This is a genomic window from Desulfosporosinus cupriresistens, assembly GCF_001707885.1.
Lineage (GTDB): Bacteria > Bacillota > Desulfitobacteriia > Desulfitobacteriales > Desulfitobacteriaceae > Desulfosporosinus.
This window is the reverse complement of the sequence record NZ_MASS01000033.1, coordinates 22,694-46,818: the sequence shown is the minus strand read 5'-3', so window position 1 is coordinate 46,818 and position 24,125 is coordinate 22,694. Positions and strand designations below refer to the sequence as shown.

General features: G+C 41.0%; 21 protein-coding genes and 1 other annotated feature. Of the genes, 13 read left to right on the top strand and 8 right to left on the bottom strand.

The window, feature by feature from the left end; all coding sequences use genetic code 11:
• Positions 1 to 41: 41 nt before the first annotated feature.
• Entirely contained in the window at positions 42 to 1,685 is a 1,644-nt protein-coding gene (gene hcp, locus DSBG_RS13590) for a hydroxylamine reductase (protein ID WP_068964855.1), read from the bottom strand.
• Positions 1,686 to 1,930: 245 nt separating this feature from the next.
• Here hcp and DSBG_RS13585 point away from each other — a divergent pair, with 245 nt between their 5' ends.
• Positions 1,931 to 2,116: a hypothetical protein gene (locus tag DSBG_RS13585; protein WP_009620598.1), complete on the top strand. Its 186-nt coding sequence runs from the start codon at positions 1,931 to 1,933 to the stop codon at positions 2,114 to 2,116.
• 318 nt (positions 2,117 to 2,434) lie between these two features.
• Here DSBG_RS13585 and DSBG_RS13580 read toward each other — a convergent pair whose 3' ends face one another.
• Both DSBG_RS13580 and DSBG_RS13575 read right to left on the bottom strand, forming a co-directional pair.
• Complete coding sequence (locus DSBG_RS13580) at positions 2,435 to 3,373, bottom strand: phosphatase PAP2 family protein (RefSeq protein ID WP_242877618.1); 939 nt, start codon at positions 3,371 to 3,373, stop codon at positions 2,435 to 2,437.
• A gap of 12 nt (positions 3,374 to 3,385) precedes the next feature.
• On the bottom strand, positions 3,386 to 4,660 hold the full coding sequence (locus DSBG_RS13575; RefSeq protein WP_068964853.1) for a heparan-alpha-glucosaminide N-acetyltransferase domain-containing protein: 1,275 nt from the start codon (positions 4,658 to 4,660) through the stop codon (positions 3,386 to 3,388).
• 224 nt (positions 4,661 to 4,884) lie between these two features.
• Between DSBG_RS13575 and DSBG_RS13570 the strand changes: the two genes are divergently transcribed.
• The 3 genes from DSBG_RS13570 to DSBG_RS13560 all read left to right on the top strand — a co-directional run bounded on the left by DSBG_RS13570 (position 4,885) and on the right by DSBG_RS13560 (position 8,077).
• A complete protein-coding gene (locus tag DSBG_RS13570; RefSeq protein ID WP_068964852.1) occupies positions 4,885 to 7,227 on the top strand; it encodes an ATP-dependent DNA helicase in 2,343 nt (780 codons plus the stop codon).
• A gap of 71 nt (positions 7,228 to 7,298) precedes the next feature.
• Positions 7,299 to 7,724, top strand: coding sequence for an EamA family transporter (locus tag DSBG_RS13565; RefSeq protein WP_068964851.1), 426 nt, complete (start codon positions 7,299 to 7,301; stop codon positions 7,722 to 7,724).
• An 89-nt stretch (positions 7,725 to 7,813) separates the two neighbouring features.
• The gene (locus tag DSBG_RS13560; RefSeq protein WP_068964850.1) at positions 7,814 to 8,077 is read left to right on the top strand and encodes a PQ-loop domain-containing transporter; all 264 of its coding nucleotides are present in this window, start codon (positions 7,814 to 7,816) and stop codon (positions 8,075 to 8,077) included.
• Here DSBG_RS13560 and DSBG_RS13555 read toward each other — a convergent pair.
• Positions 8,074 to 8,442 (bottom strand): hypothetical protein, encoded by a 369-nt coding sequence (locus DSBG_RS13555; protein WP_068964849.1) that lies wholly within the window; start codon positions 8,440 to 8,442, stop codon positions 8,074 to 8,076. The genes DSBG_RS13560 and DSBG_RS13555 overlap by 4 nt on opposite strands.
• Positions 8,443 to 8,581: 139 nt before the next feature.
• Here DSBG_RS13555 and mutY point away from each other — a divergent pair, with 139 nt between their 5' ends.
• The 5 genes from mutY (at position 8,582) to DSBG_RS13530 (ending at position 16,186) form a co-directional block, all read left to right on the top strand.
• On the top strand, positions 8,582 to 9,817 hold the full coding sequence (mutY, locus tag DSBG_RS13550) for an A/G-specific adenine glycosylase (protein ID WP_083236864.1): 1,236 nt from the start codon (positions 8,582 to 8,584) through the stop codon (positions 9,815 to 9,817).
• A gap of 765 nt (positions 9,818 to 10,582) precedes the next feature.
• On the top strand, positions 10,583 to 11,671 hold the full coding sequence (gene serC, locus DSBG_RS13545; protein ID WP_068964848.1) for a 3-phosphoserine/phosphohydroxythreonine transaminase: 1,089 nt from the start codon (positions 10,583 to 10,585) through the stop codon (positions 11,669 to 11,671).
• A 44-nt stretch (positions 11,672 to 11,715) separates the two neighbouring features.
• Positions 11,716 to 12,879, top strand: coding sequence for a phosphoglycerate dehydrogenase (locus tag DSBG_RS13540; protein ID WP_068964847.1), 1,164 nt, complete (start codon positions 11,716 to 11,718; stop codon positions 12,877 to 12,879).
• An 87-nt stretch (positions 12,880 to 12,966) separates the two neighbouring features.
• A complete protein-coding gene (locus DSBG_RS13535) occupies positions 12,967 to 14,205 on the top strand; it encodes a DUF1015 domain-containing protein (protein WP_068964846.1) in 1,239 nt (412 codons plus the stop codon).
• 387 nt (positions 14,206 to 14,592) lie between these two features.
• Positions 14,593 to 14,848: a binding site (T-box leader), on the top strand.
• Between the two features lie 192 nt (positions 14,849 to 15,040).
• Positions 15,041 to 16,186, top strand: a complete 1,146-nt coding sequence (locus DSBG_RS13530; protein ID WP_068964858.1) for a bifunctional 3-deoxy-7-phosphoheptulonate synthase/chorismate mutase — start codon at positions 15,041 to 15,043, stop codon at positions 16,184 to 16,186.
• Between the two features lie 84 nt (positions 16,187 to 16,270).
• Here DSBG_RS13530 and DSBG_RS13525 read toward each other — a convergent pair whose 3' ends face one another.
• Both DSBG_RS13525 and DSBG_RS13520 read right to left on the bottom strand, forming a co-directional pair.
• Positions 16,271 to 16,828 (bottom strand): manganese catalase family protein, encoded by a 558-nt coding sequence (locus tag DSBG_RS13525; RefSeq protein WP_068964845.1) that lies wholly within the window; start codon positions 16,826 to 16,828, stop codon positions 16,271 to 16,273.
• A 200-nt stretch (positions 16,829 to 17,028) separates the two neighbouring features.
• Positions 17,029 to 17,502: a GNAT family N-acetyltransferase gene (locus DSBG_RS13520; protein WP_068964844.1), complete on the bottom strand. Its 474-nt coding sequence runs from the start codon at positions 17,500 to 17,502 to the stop codon at positions 17,029 to 17,031.
• A gap of 436 nt (positions 17,503 to 17,938) precedes the next feature.
• Between DSBG_RS13520 and DSBG_RS13515 the strand changes: the two genes are divergently transcribed.
• From DSBG_RS13515 to DSBG_RS13500, 4 genes are all read left to right on the top strand, one after another.
• Complete coding sequence (locus DSBG_RS13515) at positions 17,939 to 18,280, top strand: HIT family protein (RefSeq protein ID WP_009620563.1); 342 nt, start codon at positions 17,939 to 17,941, stop codon at positions 18,278 to 18,280.
• A 167-nt stretch (positions 18,281 to 18,447) separates the two neighbouring features.
• Positions 18,448 to 19,140 (top strand): hypothetical protein, encoded by a 693-nt coding sequence (locus DSBG_RS13510; RefSeq protein WP_068964843.1) that lies wholly within the window; start codon positions 18,448 to 18,450, stop codon positions 19,138 to 19,140.
• A gap of 356 nt (positions 19,141 to 19,496) precedes the next feature.
• A complete protein-coding gene (locus tag DSBG_RS13505) occupies positions 19,497 to 20,525 on the top strand; it encodes a sensor histidine kinase (RefSeq protein WP_348980975.1) in 1,029 nt (342 codons plus the stop codon).
• An 18-nt stretch (positions 20,526 to 20,543) separates the two neighbouring features.
• Positions 20,544 to 21,230 carry a response regulator transcription factor gene (locus DSBG_RS13500; RefSeq protein ID WP_068964842.1) on the top strand — a complete coding sequence of 229 codons (687 nt, stop codon included), beginning with the start codon at positions 20,544 to 20,546 and terminating at the stop codon, positions 21,228 to 21,230.
• A gap of 55 nt (positions 21,231 to 21,285) precedes the next feature.
• Here the strand turns inward: DSBG_RS13500 and pdxR are convergent, their stop codons facing one another.
• Both pdxR and DSBG_RS13490 read right to left on the bottom strand, forming a co-directional pair.
• Positions 21,286 to 22,842 (bottom strand): MocR-like pyridoxine biosynthesis transcription factor PdxR, encoded by a 1,557-nt coding sequence (gene pdxR / locus DSBG_RS13495; protein ID WP_068964841.1) that lies wholly within the window; start codon positions 22,840 to 22,842, stop codon positions 21,286 to 21,288.
• Positions 22,843 to 22,946: 104 nt separating this feature from the next.
• Positions 22,947 to 24,125 carry an aminotransferase-like domain-containing protein gene (locus DSBG_RS13490; RefSeq protein ID WP_068964840.1) on the bottom strand — a complete coding sequence of 393 codons (1,179 nt, stop codon included), beginning with the start codon at positions 24,123 to 24,125 and terminating at the stop codon, positions 22,947 to 22,949.

Genomic DNA, 24,125 nt, shown 5'->3' with positions numbered 1-24,125 from the left:
GTTTTTTGGTATAGATCTTGTTCCAGAATGGGGTATTAATCTTAGGCCATGAACAATTTGAGATCGTCTTCAACGTTGGTTACCCCAGCAATTCCGAAATTGTCAACCAAGACTTTAACTACGTTGGGGGATAAAAAGGCAGGAAGTGTCGGTCCTAAGTGAATATTTTTCACGCCCAAGTGAAGAAGGGCAAGTAAGACGATAACAGCCTTTTGCTCATACCAAGCGATGTTATAGGAAATTGGAAGTTGATTGACATCCTCTAGGCCAAAAACTTCTTTTAGTTTCAGGGCGATAACAGCTAAGGAATAGGAATCATTACATTGTCCAGCATCGAGTACTCTCGGAATACCTCCAATGTCTCCTAAGTTAAGTTTATTATATTTGTATTTCGCACATCCAGCCGTGAGGATTACTGTGTCTTTAGGCAATGCTTCGGCGAAATTAGTGTAGTAGTCACGACTCTTCATGCGACCGTCACAACCAGCCATGACGAAGAAACGTTTAATGGCTCCAGTTTTAACAGCATCCACGACTTTGTCAGCCAGCGCCATAACTTGATTATGGGCAAATCCTCCGACAATTTCGCCGGTTTCAATTTCAGTTGGGGCAGGGCATTTCTTGGCATGTTCGATGAGTTCAGAGAAATCCTTTGCCTTTCCGTCTACGCGGTCAGCGATGTGCTTAACCCCTTCAAAGCCAACAACACCAGTTGTATAGATGCGATCCTTGTAGGAATCTTTAGGGGGTACAAGGCAGTTGGTAGTCAAGAAAATTGGGCCGTTAAAGGAATCAAACTCTTTATCTTGTTTATACCAAGCATTGCCGTAGTTACCGACGAAGTGATCATATTTCTTAAAAGCAGGATAGTAGTGGGCGGGGAGCATTTCACCATGGGTATAGACATCCACGCCCGTACCTTCCGTTTGGATAAGCAATTCTTCGAGGTCTTTCAGATCGTGGCCACTGATCAGAATAGCTGGATTGTTCCTAACCCCAATGTTTACTTTAGTGAGTTCAGGATTCCCATAGGTTGTGGTGTTGGCTTTATCGAGAAGTGCCATTACATCGACACCATATTTCCCAGCCTCCAAGACTAAGGCAACAAGTTCGCCTACCTCGAGCGTGTCATCGAGAGTGGCAGCCAAGGCTTTCTCAATGAAAGCGAAGATACCTTCTTCTTTGTATGCTAGAGTATACGCATGCTCGGCGTAAGCGGCAATCCCTTTTAAACCGTAGGTCAGTAATTGTCTCAATGAACGAACATCTTCGTTTTCCGTGGTCAAGATCCCAACGAAAGTTGCTTTCTTTTCAAATTCATCGGCAGCTGCTGTCCAAGTTGCTGCATCATGTAGGTTAATGGGGATTGTGCCACCAGCTTTAAGGATGTCTTGTTTAAGTTCTTCGCGTAAGACTAAACCTTCTTGGATCCGGGCCACAAATCGACTCCGATCGAAGTTAGCATTTGTAATCGTAATAAAAAGACTTTCCATGATGAATTTATCAATTGTCGGACGGACAATATTCAGTGCACGTGCTTGAACCGCATAAATGGAGATCCCTTTTAAAGTGTAGATCAGAAGGTCTTGTAAATTAGCAACATTTTCGGTTTTCCCGCATACACCTTTGATTGTGCAACCGGTTCCTTTGGCTGTTTCCTGACATTGATAACAAAACATACTCATTTTTATATCCCCCTAAATTTATTAAATTTTGCTTAACTCAAGTCGACTAAGCTTAGTTTAAGTCAAATCGTTGTAAAGGGTTGTGATTAGGGAGATCTTTTGGTGTGACAAAAATCACACCCCATTTTTTCTGGGATAAAACTTCTAGACCTTCAGAGTGAATAAGTAGCAGGAATTCGCTTTGAATTTATAGAATAATAGAGAAATGGCTAAAATAACAATAAAAAATCAAAGGGGATTTTAGATTGGAAAGACCACAGAGCAATCCTAGTCGTATGGTCGTTATTGAAAATAAAAGTAATGGTGAGCGTTTTCTGGTTGATCTTTTAAAGGGCCAAACGTATGATAAGGAACTTTATACGAAGATTACTTATGAAGTTCCACTTAAGAAGGAATTCTGGAACTTGCCACGCTTAACAAAGTCAAAGTAGGATGCATTTATCCTAGCAAGGGGATGTGTGAAAACTCAGTCTCCAAAATTTCAAGTGGTTACAACAATCAATAAGCGTCCTCATTTCACTATTAAAGTGGAGTGAGGACGCTTGTGTTTTGATGATATAGAAGCAAAAGTGGGGATGTGAAAAATATAGTAACAAGTTTTAGCACAGCCCCGTCAATTCCCTGCTCAGATCCAATTTTGATTAAGTTCCTAATCCGAATCGAAACTTTCTTCATTCATGTAATCAGAAGTTGTATACTATTGGATAAAGTTTTTGTGATGAACAACATCCGCGAAATATCTGTAGCATTTATGGTCTTTTAGGTTGTATAATTCTGTCTAAACGTGTGGAGGTTTGACCTTGAGGGAAGAATTGATCATGATTCCTCAAGGCGAGAACCTGGGCCCGTGTATGCGCGATAATCCAGTCCCCAAGTCTAACTGCAGCAAGGGCCAAGATAATTCCTGCGATAACATCTGTAATCCAATGGATTTCGAGATAAAGAGTGGAATAAATGATTGACAGACAAAACAGTGTCCAAACCCAGCGGAATAGTTGATCTTTTTCTCTCCAGGCCAGCAAGAGCATAGCGAAGGCTATCGAAGTATGCATGGAAGGAAAACAATTAACTACAACCACAGCTGCATCAGCTGCCGAAAGATTACGAGCCATTCCATCAGGGTGACCTAGAACATACCAGACTTCGTTAACGTGAATCGTAAGATAAAAGGGGAAAATTAAAATGAATTGTAAGATATGAGACGATAAACTATAACGGATCATCTTTAGAGAATCCTTAGCTAGAAAGGACCGGAAGATGGGTATAAGTACGGGAAGAGTGAATCCATTAGCATAAATCCAGCGGAAATAACTTGTCAGCCAAGGGGTTTGGATCACCCTGAACATCCAACCATCGTTGCCAGGTATTGCCCTAAAGAGGTTGTCCAAATCTAATAGGTGGGTTTGAGTACCTAGTTGCCAATAAACAACCTTATTCCAAAAGGGTGGAAAGTATTGCCACATTAAAATCGGAAAAATTACTAAGGGAATCCCGAGCCATAAGAAACGTTTCCAAGAAATCGGCTGACGATCATGTTTTAATCGCCAAAAGGTCACCACTAGTAAAAGATAGGAGTAATGAGAAGAACGGTATGGCGCAAAAATAAAGAATAGAACAATTGCCATCAGGCACAATTGAAAAAAGTATTTCTTAGGCCATTCGAAAGCTTTAATAGCTCTAAAGTCCATGGAAGAGATCATCTATTCAGTCCTTTCCGAATGTATATCTATGTTAGATGAAAAGGTTTTGAGCGATGAACGAGTTTTGAGCGTCGCTCGCCAGCTCAAATACCAATGACAGAGAGGATAAAGGATTAACAAACCTAAAAGCCAGAAAACAACTCCCAACGCCAGCGAAAACCTATTAAAACTGGAGAGTATTGCTGGTACTGCAGCATAAAGCCAGAGATGAGTATTATAGAAGAAAAGTGGAACTCTACCAAAGGTTGCTAATATTCCACCGATTCTTGAGGTTTCTGGTAGTTTAAAAAATAGAAACAGCAATAAAAAAACAAGACCAAGATAAAGTAGAAAATAGTCTGGACTAGGCGGGTATTTAGAAAGCCCAAAAAAGCCTAGAAAAGTACCATCTGGAAGAAGGTAATCGCCTATCCTAGCGAACCGGAAAATAAAGAAAAGGGCTAAACTAGCTAAACCGGAGACAGCAAACCTTTTAGCTTCATAAGCAATGCCTTGCTGTTCAACATATGTATGCCCGTACAGCCAACCAAGGGCCATCACAAAAAACCAGGGAATCACAGGAAAGTTATTATTCACAAGCAGGCGCGGTGAAAAGGGAACCGGTAAAACCAGAATAGCCTGCCAAGTCTGTGCTAGCGCTGTTTGCAGTGGGAAGTTATGGGTAAGAGTCGGAATGAACCATTGCGTTAATAAATAGAGAACCGCAGATAATCCAAAAAGTTTCCAAGGAGAAATATGGCGTCCCAATACAAGGATGAAGAAACCGATTCCAATAGTAGATAAGACACTAAATGAAAAAAAAGTTCCTACAGTAAGTATAGAAAATGTTTTAGCTTGTATAAATAAAGGGAGATTAAAGGCCGGAGAAGCAATGAAGAGTTCTAATAATATTAATAACATTCCCCGCTGCCATAAATAATAGCTTATATTCCAATTGGAAATACCCTTCAGTTCACGCTTTTTAATGGATAACGCTAAAACATAACCAGCTATAAATAGAAAACCAGGTGCGCAAAGATTAGACAAGAACATAACCATAAAAGCAATAATATTCGAACTTCCAAGAGGATTAAAGATTACTGTACCATTAAGCAAAAGCGGTAATCCTTCATTATTCATACGCCCACTGCTCCAAAAAAACAGGGCGTGATCTAGCGCCATAAAAACCATAATCAAACCACGGGTTTGGTCTAAAAATTGGAGTCGGTCAGGAATACTTTTAGTTTCTTTTAGTCGTTTAGCTTTAGTTGCTTTAGCTGTAAAGCTTAAACTCAACTCAAACTCATCTCATTTCAAAAAGTTTTTACAGTTATAAATTATACTCTCCAAAAATATCGAAAATCTTCGTAATTTATGACGAAGTTGTTAAGAAGTTGTTAAGAAACGGTCAAGAAATAGTTAAAAAGCATCATTTCAGCAAGTCGGGCCTGTACCAGAAGACAGCTTCAATGTGATTAAGTTATAATGAAAGAGGAACTTTTTCAGGAAGGATCTGAACAGTGACAACTATAAAGGTATCGGTACGCAATCTGGTCGAATTTGTTCTCAGGCACGGAGACTTGCAACCGGGTTCGATTGGAGCCTCGCGGGCCCAAGAGGGGATCAAAGCGCATCAGTATATCCAGAAAATAAGTGGTGCGGAGTACATGCCGGAAGTAATGCTGAGTTATAACTATCTTCAAGAAGACCTCATTCTCCAAATCAAGGGTCGGGCCGACGGAGTCATCAAGAAAGAGTCCGGTGAATGTATTGACGAAATTAAAACGACTTCCCTGGATTTAAGTCATATTGATGAAACATTCAGCGACCTGCACTGGGCCCAAGCTCAGTGTTATGCTTTTATGTACGCTACACGAGAAGGCTTAGAAACGATGGAAATTCAGCTTACTTATTTTCAACTGGATACCGCTCAAACGAAGAGATTCTCGAAAAGATTTTCGTGGGCAGAACTGTCGGATTTCTTCCTTAGTCTGATTGAACGTTATCTAATGTGGGCGCGCCAACTGCAAGAGTGGTCGGTCATGAGAGATGCTAGCATTCGCCTGATGCTATTCCCTTTCAGAACGTACAGGCCTGGACAAAGGGAGCTGGCGGTAGCAGTTTACAAGACGATTCAACAGAGCCAAAAACTATTTACTCAGGCCCCTACAGGGATCGGGAAAACCATAGGTACCCTCTTTCCGGCCCTTAAAGCTATGGCCGAGGGATTTACAGTTCAGATCTTTTATCTTACGGCGAAAACCATCACCCGAACGGTTGCTGAGAAAGCCATAAATGATTTGCAAAAGGATGGTCTAAAGATTAAGCGGCTGACCCTAACAGCTAAACGGAAATTGTGTTTTCTCCCCGAGGTGGCGTGCCTGCCGGAGGAATGTTCTTTTGCGAAAGGGTATTACGACCGAGCGTCCGCGGCGGTAGAGGACGTGTTTAAAGAGGACGCCTGGACACGTCAGGTGATCGAGGAATATGCCCACAAGCACTCAATTTGCCCCTTCGAATTTTCTTTAGAATTAGCGAACTGGGCGGATGTAGTTATTTGTGACTATAATTATGTGTTTGATCCGCGTGTCTATTTAAGGCGATTTTTCCTCGACGGCGGAGAGTACACCTTTTTGGTGGATGAGGCACACAACTTGGTTGAACGGGCACGGGAGATGTTTTCTGCAGAGCTGGGCAAAGAGTCTTGGCTGAAGCTTAGAAGGCTCACGAAAGAAGATGATCTCAGGCTGACTAAAAGCTTGACTAAAGTTAACTCAGCCTTGATCAAAGAGAGAAAACGCTGCATTGAAGTCAGCGGAAGTGGAGCAAGTGTGGAAAAAGAGCCGCCAACTAAACTTGTCCAAGCGTTGCGTAACTTTGTCAAAGAGGTTGAACAGTTCCTTAAAACAAATGATCAATTTTTTGTTTGGCGCGAACAACTTGTTGAACAGTACTTCCTGGCGTTGAGCTTTATTAGAACCGCGGACAGTTATGATGAACGATACGTCACCTACCGGCAGCAGGTTGATGTGGATTTTCGAGTGAAGCTGTTTTGCCTTGATCCTTCCGTGCGCTTGAAAGAAGCTTTAGGAAGAGGTCGGGCAGCAGTACTGTTTTCGGCGACCTTGAGCCCAATGGAATACTTCATGAACGTTTTAGGTGGAGAGGAAACGTCTTATAAACTAAAGTTGACATCACCATTTCCCGCAGCGAATCTTTGCTTGCTTATCAACGATCGTATCTCCACCAAGTTCAAGCAGCGTACCGCCAGCTATGATCAGGTCGTCGAAGTTATCGCCACAGCCATTGAACACAAAGCGGGAAACTATCTTGTTTATTTCCCATCGTATGATTATCTGGACGAGGTCTATCTGAGGTTTAGAGAACATTACCAACAGGTTAGGGTGATCTGTCAAACTTCAGGCATGGCAGAAGAGAAACGGGAAGAGTTCTTAGCAACCTTCGCTACTAACCCCGCTCAAACCCTGGTTGGATTTGCTCTGATGGGTGGGATCTTCGGTGAAGGTATCGACCTAATAGGGGATCGACTTTCTGGAGCAATCGTTGTAGGAGTTGGCTTGCCCCAAATTAGCATGGAACGGGAGATTATTCGTTCCTACTACGAGTCAAGAAATGGACAGGGATACGAATTCGCTTATATGTATCCTGGACTCAACAAGGTATTACAGGCAGTGGGACGGGTTATTCGAACGGAAGAAGACCAAGGCATCGTGTTGCTGATCGATGAACGTTTCTCTCTAACATCGTATAAGAAGCTGTTTCCCGAAGAATGGGGAATGATTCGCTATGTGGCTAATCCAGGGAGTATTTGTAAAACGATCAAGAGTTTCTGGAACAACTAGTGGCATTAGTTATCGTTTTTTTACGGTTTATGGTAAGAAGTTTAAATAGACGAATAAATGAGGGCGAAATGATGTTTTTGTATGTATTCCCCATCGTACTTATAGTTGTTTCAAATATTGTGTATCATGTGTGTCAGAAATCGACACCACAAAATGTTAATCCCTTTTCAGCTTTGCTTATAACCTACTTGACTGCGGCGATTCTGACCGTAGTTGCATCTCAATTTTATAAAACGGATAAACGATTTCTTGAATCCTTCAATGAACTAAATTGGACTAGCGTTGCCCTTGGTGTGACAATCGTTGGCCTAGAATTGGGATATTTATTAGCTTACAGGGTAGGGTGGAACATAAATGTTGGCTCTTTAGTAGCCAATATTATTCTTGCAATTATGCTTATTCCTATCGGCATATTATTCTTTAAAGAAGGATTCGCCCTGAACCAAATTATTGGAGTAGTATTTTGTGTTCTTGGACTGATCCTCATCAACAAGTAGGAGAATAATTACGATATCTGATGAAACAGAGTTTTATTTAATAGGCAGTGGCTATAAATCATAAGTCATCTTAAAAAGCGGGGGTTTAAATGAGCATTTTCGAAATTATTATGTTAGTATGTTTTGGAGCGGCGTGGCCGTTTTCCATTTATAAATCTTACAAATCCAAATCAACTAATGGGAAAAGTGCCTTCTTTTTATTTATTGTTCTAATTGGTTATGTTGCTGGGATTTTAAATAAGATTTTTTATAATTTTGATAGCGTAGTCTATCTTTACGCTTTAAATCTAATCATGGTTGCTCTTGATTTATTTTTATATATGAGAAATCAGCGGTTAAAAAGTAATAATTAAACGATACCATCGGCATCTTTGATTAATTGTATTGCTCTATCAAAAACTGATTCATCAACAACGGCTGCTACAAGAATATCTCGACCAGATATTGGAGCTTGGCCACCGTCGCTCATACCGCTTGCACAAACATTTGAAGATGCTAAGATCCCGGTGTCTTGGCCGCCATTTGCACCTAAAGTTAGTGTAGCTTGACTAGGCGTAGCACCAGTTACAGGGTTTGCAGATTGATCCGAACTTCCAAGAGGGTATATACTAAAACGATCTATTTGAATATCTGTCACACCTAAGTTCTTCATCTGATTTGCAACGTTATTTGCTGTTTCCTTACTTTTAAAAAAAGCAAGAATATTTTTTTCGGTCATATCTTTACCTCCTCGTATAATCACACTTAAAGTTTCCGATAACGGTTAAATTTATTCTTGCGTGCACCTTACAGACTCTTGTGGTTAGGATTAAAAAACATTAATCCCCGAATAAGGGGAGTTCCGGGAGATACTTGCAATGGTTATATTAAACGATGTTCTGACAGATATAACAGGGGAACACAGTCATTCAGCCCTTCTTTTGGCTTGGTATTCAGTGGAAAAAAGAGATTTGCCCTGGCGAAGGACGGGAGACCCTTATGCAATTTGGGTGTCTGAAGTCATGCTGCAGCAGACTCAGGTGAAGACTGTCATTCCCTATTATGAACGATTTCTCCAACGCTTTCCCGGTGTAGCGCAACTGGGGACGGCAAGTTTGGAGGATGTCTTGACTTTATGGAGTGGACTAGGATACTATTCCAGGGCTCGTCGTATGTGGGAAGGGGCCCGTTATCTGCTTGATCAATACGATGGGAAAATGCCTGTTGATTATAACGCACTTTTATTGGTACCAGGTATCGGCAAATACACGGCAGGAGCAATCGCGAGCATTGCGTTTGGGCAGAGCGTTGCAGCAATCGATGGCAATGTCTTGCGGGTTGTATCTCGCCTCTTAGCTTGGTCTGAGCCGGTGGAGACGGCGCGAAGTTATCGTCACTTTAACGACCAGTTAATGGTATGGCAACCGGCTCTTCGGCCAGGAGACTTTAATCAGGCTTTGATGGAACTAGGGGCGATGGTTTGTACCCCCACGAAACCAGATTGTGCAAATTGTCCGCTGGCCCAAGCTTGCGAAGGTTATCTACAAGGCAACGCTCATCGCTACCCTGTGAAAAAATTAAAAGCAAAGCGTCAAGTGTTGACCCGTTTAACTTTTGTGCTGCGACGGGAGGACCAGGTGTTTATTCAGAAACGCCCTTCACAGGGGCTGCTGGCAGATCTTTGGGAGTTCCCTGGAGTGGAATTAAGTCTGGAGGATGGTTTTAACGATAGTCTTCCCATGTTTGAATATGAGGCGTGGCTTGAATATTTTCAAAAGGCTGTACCTGAACGAGCATTTGACGAGCAGGTGCAAGCACAATTCAGGCAGGGCTTAAGATTGCACGGACCGGTCTGGTACACATTCAGTCACCGACGCTGGAGAATCTGTTGGATCATCATTGATCTGCCCGAACCGCTCGAAGCTAAACCTGCGGATGTTTCTTTACTCAAAGAAGCAGTTGGAGAGTATTGCTTGGATTCGAGGATAGTCCCTCAATATCCCGATAAGCGATGTTGGGTTTCACTCCAAGACTTAAGCGTGATCCCTTTCCCAGTGGCACTTAAAGCTATTGTTGAGGATTTAAGAGCAGAAAAATGTTCTGCTGAAGTCTGAATAAACGGTTAGCCCTTTGTTAATCGGATAGAATCCTTTTACAGTGAGCAATACGGATATTGAGTATTACGTTGGTATTATGAATTTAATAGCTGCAGGAGGTTAGGATTTTGGCTACGTTTGACGATTTTATGATAAGTCCACCCACCAGGCACTATCGTCCATGCCTGAAACTCTCACTGATCAAGAAGTGAAAAGTAGATAAAAGATAAATATGATAAATAATGACTTGACATGATGACTTGGATCGATTAGAATCATATTAGTTTAAAAGACACCTAACACAATGAAGGGAAGTTCTAAGCCTCTGAAGTTTAGAGAACTGACGGTCGGTGCAAGTCAGTCTACAGAGCTTAAGAATTCCATCCTGGAGTGGCCAATGATGAATTGTGACGGGTTCCGCCCGATAGCGCGGACATGAGTTGGCCGGTTCGGCAACATGGGTGGCAACGCGGGAATAACTTCTCGTCCCTAATTGGGATGAGAGGTTTTATTTATTTTAAAGCGTTTGCTTTCATGTACCCTAAATCGGTTAGAACTTGGGTGGCACCGCGGAATTCCCGCCCCAATGATGGGGTGGGTTTTGTTTTTTTCAAAGACATCCAATTTGAGACATTTTAATTAGAAATTTTAAGAAAAGGAGAATTTTATGATACTACTCATCTAAAGGGACAATGCTAAGGAAACTATTGACTTATTTGTCACAAGCGGAAATTACAAAGCAACATTGATTAAATAACGATGAATAAAGGAGGATTTATTATTATGGCAAGAATATATAATTTTTCAGCAGGTCCAGCGGTGTTGCCGGAAGAGGTGCTTAGAGAAGCGGCGGAGGAGATGTTAGATTACAGAGGTACAGGCATGTCCGTTATGGAGATGAGCCATCGTTCGAAAGCTTTCGAACAGATTATTGGAGATGCTGAAAATACATTGAGAGATTTACTGAAGATTCCTGATAATTACAAAGTCCTCTTCCTTCAAGGCGGGGCATCCCAACAGTTTGCCATGATTCCCATGAACTTAATGAAAAATAAAGTCGCGGATCACATTAATACTGGACAGTGGGCCAAAAAAGCTATTTCAGAAGGGAAGTTATATGGGAAGATTAATGTCATAGCTTCCTCGGATGATAAGACGTTTTCATATATACCGGATCTAAAGGACCTGAAGATTTCGGATGATGCGGATTATGTTTACATTTGTCATAACAATACTATCTATGGAACGAAATATAATGAATTGCCTGAAACAGGAGGAAAAATCCTAGTTGCGGACATGTCCTCAGATATCCTATCGGAACCAGTAGATGTAACAAAATATGGTCTTATTTTTGCCGGGGTTCAAAAAAATATTGGTCCTGCAGGAGTTGTAGTAGTCATCATTCGCGAAGATTTGATCACTGAGGATGTATTGCCAGGGACTCCAACTATGTTAAAATATAAAACTCATGCAGATAACAAATCGTTGTATAATACCCCTCCAGCCTATGGAATCTATATCTGCGGCAAAGTATTTAAGTGGGTTCAGAATCTGGGTGGGCTCGAGGCTATGCAGAAAATCAATCTAGAAAAGGCAGCTATGTTATACGACTTCCTTGATTCCAGTAAGCTATTTCGAGGAACGGTTGTAAAGAAAGACCGATCGTTAATGAATGTACCGTTTGTTACAGGTTCCGATGAATTGGATGCTAAATTTATCAAGGAAGCTAAAGCTGCTGGATTCGAGAATTTGAAAGGGCATAGAACTGTAGGCGGCATGCGAGCAAGCATTTACAATGCTATGCCAATGGCAGGTGTTAAGGCTTTAGTTGAATTCATGAAGAAATTTGAAGAAGAAAATCAAACAAAATAATCGAAGCAGAGATTAAACAAAATAATTTGTGGGGTGGAGTAATCATGTTTAAAATTAATTGTATAAATAATATCGCCAATGTGGGATTAAACCTCTTTACTGATGACTATGAAATGGTCAATAATTTCAATGAGGCCAATGCAGTCCTGGTGAGAAGCTCAAGCCTTCATGATCAAGAGCTGCCTCCTTCACTAGAGGCTATTGCTCGAGCAGGAGCTGGGGTTAATAATATTCCTTTGGAAAAATGTGCTGAAAATGGAGTGGTTGTTTTTAACACCCCGGGTGCTAATGCCAACGGCGTAAAAGAAATTGTTATAGCATCCTTAGTTATGGCTTCACGTGACCTTTTTGGAGGAATTAACTGGGTGAATTCTTGTCAAGAAGACCCAGACATTGCCAAGCTGGTTGAAAAGAATAAAGCAAAGTTTGCTGGAACAGAAATTAAAGGTAAGAAACTAGGAGTCATAGGACTTGGTCAGATCGGAGTTCTAGTTGCTAATGCCTTAAATAAGTTGGACATGGAAGTCTACGGATATGACCCATATATTTCTGTGGATGCTGCCTGGAAGCTTTCTAAATTTATTAAACAAGCTAAGTCTTTAGAAGAGATCTTTAGAGAATGTGATTTTATTACGGTTCATATACCTTTAACCGATTCCACTAAAGGAATGTTCAACAAAGATTCCTTTGCTATGATGAAGGATGGCGTGAAAATACTAAACTTTTCAAGAGATACTTTGGTCATTGATGATGATATGGTTGAGGCTTTGAAGTCTGGAAAAGTCGGTAAATACGTTACGGATTTTCCAAACCCTAAGGTTTGTGGCATTGAAGGAGTAACTACCATTCCTCATTTAGGAGCTTCGACGAGTGAATCAGAAGACAATTGTGCGATAATGGCAGTCAAACAATTAATTGACTACCTTGAAAATGGTAATATTAAGAATTCAGTTAATTATCCCAGCTGTGACATGGGAGTCTGCAATAATGCTGGACGTATCGCCATTAATCATAAAAATATACCGAACATGTTAAGTCAGTTCACAGCAACGTTCGCTAAAGAAAACATTAATATACCAGACATGATTAATAAAAGCAAAGGACAGTACGCCTATACCATACTTGATTCTGAATCCCCTTTGACTCCTGAATTAGCCGATAAAATAAGAGAGATTAACGGAGTTTTAAAAGTAAGAATCATTAAATAGGACGATGGAGTCAAGGGGACCAAATGCTTTTGATCCTTGATTTCGTTTCGCACTCTTCGGTAGAACTTTAGGAGTGGAGGTAGAGCAGTGGCTACGATCAGACCTTTTAATTCGGTAAGACCTAGAGGAGATCTGGCAAATAAAGTGGCAGCACTTCCCTATGATGTTTATAATCGCCAAGAAGCTTTAGAAGAAGTAATAAAAGAGCCGTTATCCTTTTTAAAAATTGATAGAGCTGAGACTCAGTTTCCTGAGGACTTCGATCCATATGATACTAAGGTGTATGAACAAGCAAGAGATAGTCTTCGTGATATGCTCAAGGAAGGTGTCTTAATTAAAGAAAGTCAGAACTGCTACTATGTTTACGAACTGACGATGGCTGGTCGTTCTCAGACTGGTTTAGTAGGATGTGCAGCGATTGATGATTACCTTAATAACGTCATTAAAAAACATGAGAAAACGCGAGAAGACAAAGAAATTGACCGAATAAACCATGTGGATGTTTGTGATGCTCAAACTGGTCCTATATTTTTAGCGTATCGTTCTCAAAAAATCATCAATGAAGTGATCGAAGCGATCAAGAAGGGAAATCCATTATACGATTTTATAGCCCCTGACGGAGTTAAACATACGATATGGAAAATAGCTGATCAAAGCAACATCGAAACAATCTCTAAAGAATTTAAAACGATACACAGCATCTATATTGCAGATGGACATCATAGAACAGCCTCAGCGGTTAAAGTAGGCTTAAAAAGAAGGGCGGAAAATCCAGGCTATACTGGAGAAGAGGAATTTAACTTCTTCCTATCTGTGCTTTTCCCGCATGACCAGTTGATGATTTTGGATTATAACCGTGTAGTAAAAGATCTAAATGGTTATAGTAAAGATGGTTTTTTAACTGAAGTAGCTAAGGCCTTTCTCGTTCAAGAAATGGGGGCTGAGCCTTTTAAACCGAGTGAAAAGGCTACATTTGGGATGTATTTAGAAGGAGTATGGTATAAGTTAACAGCCAAGGATGAGATCCGTTCAACTGATCCTGTGGAGGGACTCGATGTTGCCGTGCTGCAAAATCATTTGTTAACTCCAGTGCTCAATATCAAAGATATAAGAACAGACAAAAGAATAGACTTTGTCGGTGGAATACGAGGCCTTAAAGAACTTGAAAAAAGAGCCAACAGTGACATGAAGCTTGCGTTTTCCATGTTTCCGACTTCAATAAATGAGTTGTTTGAAGTATCCGATGCTGATCAGCTGATGCCCCCAAAATCGACTTGGTTTGAACCGAAGCTGAGAAGCGGATTGTTCATTCATGAGTTAAGTTAAGAAGATCAGAATAGCTATACATTCACCTATAGAAAAAAGTTTTGTGGTTTTGTATAAAACTTAATAAATGGGTTATACTATGTTTTGAGATGAAATTCATGGCAAAATGCAGATTAATTGACAAGTTATATTACACCGCGGCATTGAACACAATCGCTGTAGCCTTATTAGTACTTATCAGTAAGTATAAAACTTTCGTTACCTACTGCAAGAAGGGTTAATACGTGCGAAAGACAGTGTCTTCGTGGGTGCCAGCCAAGTTTTCTTTACTTGATCCTAATTCTAGGTAGAACGTGAATAAGTCATCCAACCAGAGTCCGAATATCGGGCTCTGGTTTTAAGTTGACCATATTTCATACCTGTGTTATAATACAATTAATTAAATCTTCAAAAGCGACGACGGAGAAAAGTAAGCTATTTATTACCTTTCAGGGAGGAAGAGTCTCGACTGAAAACTCTTCTATGTGTGATGATAGGTGAAGTTCCCTCCCGAGCTGCCGGCTGAACGTTATCTAGTAGGCTTGGACGGTTCTTCCCCGTTAATAAGAAGGGGGTATCGGATTTTAATTCCCGTACCTTTGTCGAGTGGCCTTTTTGGCTTAAAGTTGGGTGGTAACGCGAGATATTACTTCTCGTCCCTACAAGGGATGAGAAGTTTTTTATTTTACCAAACCTAAAACTTGAACTCGACAAATGCGAGTTTTAAGAGACTGTACCTTTGTTGAGTGGGCCAATTTGGCCAAAATGGGTGGTAACGCGGAAGTCCACGGCTTTCGTCCCTGCGATGGGATGGGCCGTGGACTTTTTATTTTTATATTTGAAAGGGGTATTGATTATGAAAGATTTGAAATTAGCAGGCCTAAAAGCGGAGCGCAGTTCCATTGAGGTTAAAGGAGTAACAGTAGGAGGTAAGGAAATTATTCTAATGGGCGGACCCTGTGCTGTAGAATCAAGTATCCAGATGAAGCAATCAGCTGAGACGGTAAAAAAAGCAGGTGGAAGAATTCTGCGGGGTGGTGTTTTCAAACCACGTACTTCACCCTATAGTTTCCAAGGCTTAGGCCGGGAGGGACTTAATTATTTAGTTCAAGCTGCCAGGGAGCAGGACTTGCTTTGTGTTACAGAGGTTATTGATGCGCAAAGTCTTGAGTTAGTAGTCGACCAGATTGACATTATTCAGATTGGCGCTCGAAATATGCAGAACTTTGAGCTTCTGAAAATGGTCGGAAAAATTAACAAACCAATTATCCTTAAACGGGGTTTATCGGCGACAATTGAGGAATGGCTGTTGGCAGCTGAATATATTTTATCCGCCGGCAATCCCAACGTTATCCTTTGTGAACGAGGAATACGCACCTATGAGCCCAGTACCCGAAACACCTTAGATCTTAGTGCTGTTGGAGTCGCCAAAGAGCTTTCTCATCTCCCGGTTATTGTCGATCCAAGTCATGCTGCGGGGAGAAGAGATTTGATTTCGTCCTTATCTAAGGCCGCTATAGCAGCAGGTGCGGATGGCTTATTGATCGAAATGCACCCAAATCCTGCAGAGGCTACAAGCGATGGCCCTCAGTCCTTGTACCCAGAACAGTTTGTCCAACTAGCCCGAGAGTTAGGAATAGTCGCGGGATCGGTCAATAGAGTCTTTGCTTCTGGAGGGCAGGGTGATGGAGAAACCCTTGAATCTCTGCGTAGCCAGATTGACTGTATAGACCAAACTATAATCGAAAGGCTAGCAGTTAGGATGCAGGTAGTCAGAAAAGTAGGCGATCAGAAACGACTGGATCGGGTTAAAGATACTAGTCGGGAAAAAGAAATTATTCAGCGCTTAGTTAGCCTGGGCACTGAACTACAACTTTCCCCTGATTTAGTCAAAAAGATATATGCTTTTATTTTTGAGTTCTCAGTTCAGTCCCAAATCAAAAGTAAACTAACTAAGGAGAAAGACTTAGAATTATCGTTATATCCCGTGGGAAGTAAATAGGTTGTATTTATCTTTCAAAACGGATAGCAAGGCGCTTAGGAAGAGATCGTATTCTTTCCTAAGCGCATGACACCTTACTAACTACTAGTGTTCAATGATTCTCAAACTCATTTTATATTCAATAATCAAGTCATTGAATTGTTCTGATGGTGCCGAGTGCTGAATCAACATCTGGGCTTTTTGGAAAAGATGTTTGTGTACATCCTCTCTGCTTCCTAAGAAACCAATCATTTTTTTAAGATCCGGGTCATTTGTCATATTAAAATGCTGGTTGTATAAAATTCTTGCTCGAACCTCAGCTTCAACGTCAGCTTGAAGCATCGCAATTGGGTCTAGGTTTTGATCAACATAACTCATATTCCAAGGAATCCCTTGGGAATTGACATAACTCAGAGGTGGCCCGCCCAACTTGTTAATAGCCACCGCAACCATTTCCATGTGACCCATTTCTTCTGCAGCGATGAGGCCCAAAAGATCACGTAGATAGCGGTTACGCATGTTGGAACGGTGATTTAGGTACTGTGTTGCAGCCGAGTATTCACTGTCCTTGCCCCCATAGTGTTCGAGCAATACTTGACCAAATACAGGGTTACGGCGCTGAACATTAACCGGAAAAAATAACGGTTTGCTATAACTAAACATAGCTAGCCCTCCTCATGACAATAGAATCCTGACTTCATTATATGATTTAGCCGATCTTTTGGTTATTGGAAATAACAAAGGGTCGGCTAAAGCTCTAACAAGCGTCAAGGAATTAGCGTACGTCAACTTTATAGAGAGTTTCAAGCTTGTAATTTGTTATAGTGCGCGATACAGATAGTTTAACGCGCTTATTCTGCCATTTACATAACGTCTTTCTCCGCGAAGTTAGTCAAGAGAAGTTTCATTACCAGCCTTCCTTCGCCTTTACCATACTCATCCTGCTTAAACCCCGTTGCCAAGAATCCCAATTTTTTCTCATAAAGCCTAACGGCTGCAACATTATTCGGGTCCACGGTCAGCTCGACTTCTTCAATAGTTTCCTTGGTTAAAGCAGCAAAGCTCTCTGTAAGTAGTTTAGCCCCTATTCCTTGACCACGTGACTCTTTAGATATAGAAACTCCGACCATATACGCCTTTTTAGGGTTATCCCAATCTAACATATAATTTACTAAACCAACGATTTCATTATTCAATCGATAGATATAAACACGGCCGTGCCTGATGAGTGGCTCAAGATACCATACATTTAAGCCACCCGGTCCAAAGGCTTCTGCTTCTATTTCAACAATGCGCTCTATGATTTCAGGGTTCATCGTTTTAACTAATTCAATCATGGGTACCTCCATTCAAGAACTTTTTCCGATTCGCTTCGTAAACTATGTCCACAAAAGGGTGCTAAAGAAATTATAGTCATGGAAACGAAATTTTATCCCTTCGTGACCATATAACCCATAGCTTTTAGCGAATAGAATTGACGTATTATTCAGAATGATCAAATTGATAGGACTTGGATTTGAAGCTAGACTAATATATTAAATCAATCTTTTAACTTTTCGTTTGCTCCGTATTACCAAACTGAAGCTGACCAGTTTCGTGGGGAGGTTATGGCAGAAGGAGGATTTTAGAGCGAGACGAAGAATAAGGAGAATAATTTAACTAACGATATTATGAATGTAGTGCCTATGTCTACTAGATAACAAAAGTGAAGAAGCTTAATATCAAAACGATTATCCATAAATAACAGATAATAAGTTTGAGGAGGAAAATTAAATGAATGATTGCGTGTTTTGTACACTGCCGGAAACACAAATCTTAGTTGAAAACGAGCTAGCGCGGGCGTTTTTTGACAAATATCCTGTCAGTGCTGGACATGTCCTAATAGTTCCGAAGAGGCACACAGCAAACCTCTTTGATGCGACCAAAGAAGAGATGGCGAGTATTGGGGATCTACTTAGAAAAGTTAAAGAGCAATTAGATGAGCAGTTTCATCCGGACGGATACAACGTAGGAGTTAATGTGGGAGAAGCCGCTGGGCAGACAGTGTTTCACTTACATGTTCACGTTATCCCCCGCTATCATGGAGATGCCGGATCTGTGCAGTGGCATTCATAAAATCAAAAACTTAAAAATTACCCCTTACCTAAAATACAGAAGCCAGATGACCTCTGTATTTTATTTTAAAGTATTTTTATTAAATATTTATATTTGCATTAAAAAGTGTTTAAAACCTCCCGTTATAATGAAATTGTAGCAAAAATATAGGGAGGTTGTTGGTTTTAATGAGTAAACTTAAACTTATGTACGATGTTGTTAACACAATGAAAGATAAGGAGGCTATAAGCGGTGCACTAAAAGTTGAAGGGATGAAAGATCAAACTAAAATTGTTAATTTTATTAATCAATTTGAAAAGAATCTTTCAACCGGTGAGACTAAAGTCAAGCTTAGTACAGAACTAGACTATGATGGTAAGAAAGTGAAACATGAAAGTCAAACCGAGTTTACTATGCAGGGTTGCCAGAGGAAAATGCATCCGGGCTTTATGCGACATATGCGTCACCATCACCACAGTCACCATTGCGCTGAAAATTATGATGATCTGAAATGTGGAGGAATAAAAGGGAAGTTAACAAAGCTAGCGTTCGTCCTCAATCTATTTAATCAAATTAAGATGGAAGAAAAAGACGATAAGTCTGTCATCCTTTCCTTAAACTTAAACGAAATCCCGGAGGACATGAAAAAGGCGATCCAGGAGAGAATGAGCCAGAGAGCAATGTCTGAGCACCAACAACATCATCACGGCTTTATGAAAGAGTTCTTTAGCCTTCAAGAACCAAAGATCGAGTTGAATCTTTGGATTAGTGAAAATCGAGAAGTTAAGAAGATCTTGGTTACAGTTGACGGAAAACAAATGAATGATCTTGATGAAAACCATAATCTGAATCTCAAAGCGGAATTGTGTTTGTTTAGTTAGTAAACTAAACAAGGTTATTTTTCAATTCGAGGACGCAGAACAATAGAATTGTTTTGCGTCCTTATTCTCAGTATAATGAACACGAACAAAAGGAAGAAATTTAGGTGATTTACGTGTTTGAGAGTCTATTGAAACGTATAATTGTAAAATACGAAAAACATAAGACCATTCATCATAAAGGCCATCCGGAATTCCAAAGGCGACATCTTGAATTTCATTGGAGCCAAAATGAATTCCAGAAGAGTCATCCGGAATTTCAAAGTCGACATCAAGAGTTCCATAAGCAGCAACGCGAATTATTCCGGCATCAAGAATTCCAGAGGAAACACAGGGAATTCAATCAATATCATAGATCTTTGCGGTTTTTTCGTCCGATTAGTATCATATTTAACTTCATCATTCTCTACTTGTTGTTTAGATGGGCAGGAATAAGGTCAATAAGTATTTTCTTTGCAGTATTTATCATTATTAAAGAAATTTTGCAATATCTTTTTCTGCGAAGGTTAGAGAAAAGAGTATTTAAACCTATTAATCAGCTAAAAAATGGAGTGGAGGAGATCTCTAAAGGGAATTATAATATAAGAGTAGAAAACGATGGAATGTGTGATTTAGGTTTCATGGGGGTATTAGTGGATTCCTTCAATGAAATGGCTCAAAAACTACAGGCAAGTGAGAAAACGAAGTCAGAGTATGAAGAAAATCGCAAGATGCTCATTGCCAATATTTCTCATGATCTTAAGACACCCATCACATCGGTTCAAGGTTATATTGAAGCAATATTGGATGGGGTAGTTACTTCGCCGGAAAAAGTGAATAAATATCTTAGAACCATCTATCAGAATACAGCCTATGTTGATAGATTAATTGATGATCTTTTCTTATTTTCCAAATTGGATCTTCAAAAAATGGAGTTTAATTTTGAAAGTATTTATATAGGACCTTTTATGGATGACTTAATGGAAGAATTTAAGTTTGAACTTGAAGAGAGGAACATCGATTTTCACTATGCCAATAAAATGGTCGGGGATTGCCTTATTAGTATTGATAGGAAAAGGTTGTATCAGTCTTTCCAAAATGTTCTGGGAAATGCAGTTAAATATGGATCTCATCAGGCCTTGACCATCGAGATCGCAATGGATCGCCAAGAAGATTTTATAAGCATTGATATCCGAGACAATGGGCCAGGTATTCCTAAAGATAAACTTCCTAATGTTTTTAATAGATTTTATCGAATAGATAATGAACGAACTAAGGATTTAATGAGTACAGGGCTTGGGCTAGCGATAGCTAAGGAACTCGTGCAAGCTCATGGAGGATCGATTGCGGTAACGAGTATTGAAGATGAAGGTTCTTGTTTTACAATAAGACTCCCGATCATAAAATGATTAGGAAAGAGGCTAGGCATGATACGAATTTTAATTATTGAAGATGATCAAAATATTGCTGAATTAGAACGTGATTATCTCCAGTTAAATGGATATGAAGCGGAAATAGTTCAAGATGGAGTACAGGGTTTGAAGAAGGCGCTATCCGGTTTGTATAATGTTATTATTGTAGATTTGATGTTGCCTGGTAAAGATGGTTATTCCATCACGAAGGAAATTCGCGCTAAATTTGAGATTCCAGTAATTATTGTATCGGCTAAAAATGAAGATATTGATAAAATTAGGGGACTAGGTTTAGGAGCCGATGATTACTTAACTAAGCCTTTTAGCCCTGCGGAGTTGGTAGCAAGAGTAAAATCTCATATTATGAGATATGAACGGCTCAAGGGGAAAGTTGCAGCTTCTGAAGTAATAAACCATAGAGGATTAGAAATAAATACCGCCTCTCATAAAGTCTTTGTTAATGGCAAAGAAGTTCAATTGACGACCACAGAATATGGATTGCTAGTTTTTTTTGCGACCAATCCGAACATCGTTTTTAGCAAAGAACATCTCTTCGAGACGATCTGGGGAAATGAGTTCCTTGGCGATACGGCAACTGTGCCTGTTCATGTCCAAAAGATAAGAAAAAAGATTGAAAAAGATCCGTCTAACCCTGAATACATCGAAACATTATGGGGAACGGGATACAGATTTAATTCATAGTGTGAAAAGAGAGAGAAAGGGTTTACCTCAAAAGGCAAACCCTTTCTCTCTCTTTTCACACTAATGGTTCGCTATATCTAAGTCGTTTATTAGCACTCGCAGGATGAGGCTGATTTAATATTTCTAAAACAGCTGTGCAGAGGCGACGTATCCCTTCTCGAATCGTTGTTTCTGAATGACGACTGAAACAGAGTCTGATTCGGTTTTTTCCTCCGGAATTGATATAAAAGGCATTCCCAGGAATGAAAGTTACTTTCTTCTCAGCAGCTTTAGTAAGGAGTGTCGAGGCCTTTATGCTGGGTGGCAGTTCACACCACAAGTAAAAACCCCCCTCCGGCACAGTCCAAGACAAGCCCGGTGGGGCAAATTCCGTTAAGGCAGTTACCATTGTGTTGAGTTGTTGCTGATACCGGTTTCTTACTATATGAAGGTGTTTGTCTAACAGTCCCTGGCGGCAGAAGTCAGTCATCATCCATTGAACGGTAGTGCTGGTATGCAGGTCTACGTGCTGTTTGGCTAGGGCAAGTTGTTCAAGTACTGCGGAAGGTGCCACACACCAGCCTAGGCGAAGTCCCGGAAGAAGCATTTTCGAGAACGTTCCGAGATAGATAACATGGCCATGTTTATCCATGGACTTGAGAGAAGGGGATGGCATCCCTTCGTAATAGAGTTCACTATAAGGGTCATCTTCCAGGATTGGTACGTGATATTGATAGGCTAATTTGAGGAGTTCCTGACGGCGAGACAGACTCATTTTGGTGCCGGATGGATTTTGGAACGTTGGTAAGGTGTAGATAAATTTGGGGCGATGGCGTGAAAGGATCTGTTCTAACAAGTCGGTCCTTAGGCCCTCCTGATCTAATGGTACCGTAAGAATGTGAGCACCAGCCGCTTTGAAAACCCCAATAGCCCCCAGGAAGGATGGTTCCTCCATCACGATATAGTCTCCGGGTTCTATAAGAACTTTAGCAAGTAGATCGAGTCCCTGTTGAGAACCCGATAAAATCATGATGTTTTGGGTCTGAGTATGGATGCTACGATGGCTTAGCCATTCTTTCAAGTATTTTCGGAGAGGATAATGGCCAATCGTGGGCCCGTACTCGAAGGCTTGCCAGTTGCCAGAACGCATCACTTCGTTACTAATTTGCCGGAATTCTTCAAGAGGATAGTATTCGCCAGCTGGTGATCCCAAAGCGAAAGAGATTTGGTCTTCTTCGCCAATCTCATCCAGAATAGAGGCCAAGACTGGGTTATACATGCGCTCAGACTGCTTAGTGTAAAAGTTCTGCCAGGATATAGGCTGGATTGATGAAGGCCGTACCCCGGAATCACAGCTAGTGAAATGGTCAAGAGAAAAATGTTCCGTGGACAGAGGGGCATTAACGACGACGGTTCCTTTGCCCACGTGGGGTTGGATCAACCCATCGGCCACTAGTTCATGGTAGGCATTGACAACTGTAGTCCGATTTACCCCTAAAGACGCGGCGAGCGTTCTTTCGGGGGGAAGACGAAAACCTGGAGGGAGTTCGTTGGCTAGGATGAGTTGCCGAATTTGGCTCCTAATCTGCAAGTATAGGGGTGTCTTGATGGAGCGATCTAAATGCAGTTGCATGGTGGTTTTTCCCCTCAAAATACTAGTATGGATGATGATGCAATTTTGTCAAAAGATTGGGTCTTATAAAATGAATGAGTTACTCGCTTTGTTGCGACTAATAGCTAATGGCTAACAGCTAGAATTTCGGCGAGAGTTTTAATACCCTGTTTAATTTGTAACGGTGAAGGGTTAGAAAAGTTCAATCTCATGCTGCTGTGACTCCCTGCGCAGGCAAAAAAATGGCTACCAGGCACATAGGCTACATTGCCTGTTACTGCACGAGTTAAAAGCTTATCAGTATCATAATTATCTGGCAGGGTCAGCCATATAAACATGCCTCCAGTCGGCTCGGTCCATTTGACCTGAGTTGAGAAGTTTGCTTTGAGTTCGTCCAGCATCAGGTCTCGTCGTCTTTTATAGGTCTGGCGAATCGTTTCGACGTGTTCGGCCGCGTTAAAATGAGTTAAATAATAGTGAGTGGCTCGCTGTATGAGAGTGCTGGTATGCAAATCGGTTCCTTGTTTGGCGACAGTCAGTTTAGTTATTAGTTCTTGGTCGGCGACGATCCAACCAAGTCGAAAGCCAGGGGCCAGGGTCTTAGAAAAAGTGCCCAGGTAAATCACTGCGTCCTCAGCGGCGAGGGACTTGATTGGGGCAATAATCGGCCCATCATAGCGGAGTTCGCCGTAGGGATCATCTTCTATTACCGGGACCCCGTACTGACTCGCTATACGAGCAATGGCCTTCCGTTCTTCAATAGTAAGAGTGGTACCAGTGGGGTTCTGGTAAGTAGGAGTGAGGTAAATAATTTTAGGTCGATGTTCTTTAACAGATAATTCGAGGGCAGGCAGGTCGATTCCTCCTTGAACTGTTGGAACTAACCTGAAATTGGCCTGGTAACTCCGGAAAGTTTGGATGGCGCCAAGATAGCTGGGATTTTGGAGAAGCACTTCATCTCCGGGGTTTAGGAATAGTTTAGCAATCAGATCCAATCCTTGCTGAGAACCGTTGGTGAGAAAGATATTGCCCGCTTCAGCTTGGATTCCTTTAGCTCTCATTTGAGCAGATATCTCCTCGCGCAAGGGTAAATATCCCTCAGTGGTACCGTATTGGAGGACAGAAGGGTCGCCTGCTCCAAGAACTCGATCATAAGATTCTCTGATATCGGAAAGTGGAAATAATTCTGGAGCTGGAAGCCCGCCGGCGAAAGAGATGATATTTGGTTGTTCAGTCACTTTTAGGATCTCGCGAATTGCCGAATTAGCCATGTAATTGACGCGTTCTGCATAACTATGTGCCAT